Annotated in this window: 1 pseudogene; it reads right to left on the bottom strand. The window is 38.3% G+C overall.

The window, feature by feature from the left end:
• Window positions 1-1,103, bottom strand: a pseudogene (locus QWY87_RS11700) (phage tail sheath subtilisin-like domain-containing protein); the annotation flags it as partial.

Genomic DNA, 1,103 nt, shown 5'->3' with positions numbered 1-1,103 from the left:
AAAATCAAGGTTCTTCTTACGTTAATATACCGCCAATCATTAGAATTCCCATCTAGGGTTCTAGCGCCCCAAACCAGAATTCCACGTCCGGTAAAGGCGCGAATGGCACAAACAGATTTACCGTTAAGTGGCACATTCAGATCTTGTTGGGCGTTATAGTCAATGTTTATCGCTGGGGCGATAACACTTTGAACCGCAACATTGGCTGGTGCTTTCCATACACCAATATTATTATCCACTGCTGTATATATCCCCGCCATAGCCGCACTTGGAGGCATCAGATTTAACATTTTTCTAATTTTACTAAGGAGCATTGAGTATTGCTTGCTCAAGATTTTTAAGGTGGCATCTGCTTGTTCAAGCTTTTCTTTATTACTTTTCTTGTCGAATAAATCTAAAACCTTCTGTATCTCCGGACGCAGTTTATCATCGACTTTGTTTTCTTTTAAAGCTATTAATTCTGTTTCAATCAATTTTACTACATTGGCATATGAGTCTATATCTATATTGCGATAGTTTATGTCTGATTGTTGATAAACTGACGTATGTAACCATGGATAATAAGCCGCTGCATAACTATTATATTTAGGAGGTACCCCACTTACAATATTTCTAAAATCCTCAACGCTATCTGTTGATTCATCAAATCCACCGGGTATATCCAAAATGGCCACACGACTCATCATGTTTCCACAATGTTTGATCATAGCGTTCTGAATTCCATATGCTACATCATTTTCAAATGAAACCGCATCTGGGATAACTAACATGGTGGGTTCAGGTTCTTTAGTTAATAAAGGGATAGCTTTTTCTATAAAGGCATCAGAACTTGTAAAGTTCTTATCGTCTGGATAGCCCCCAACACTAATCACATAACAACTTCCCCCACCATTTGCATAAAAGAATTTCATAGCACTATGCAATCTGTAAATATGATCTTTTGGCTCAATTGTAAAGTCTGAAATATCTAGGTTTCTTACTGTCTGAATCAATGGTAGAGGATCTCCCCATTCGTCCGCGGTGGCTTTTGGTCCATATAAGGTATGTTTGGCTTTATCATAAGCATAAACTCCTTTATTGTCGTCTGTATTTGTTGGGGGGCC

Origin of the sequence: Lutimonas halocynthiae (genome assembly GCF_030409835.1) — a bacterium.
Lineage (GTDB): Bacteria > Bacteroidota > Bacteroidia > Flavobacteriales > Flavobacteriaceae > Lutimonas > Lutimonas halocynthiae.
This window is presented reverse-complemented; position numbering and strand designations above follow the sequence as displayed.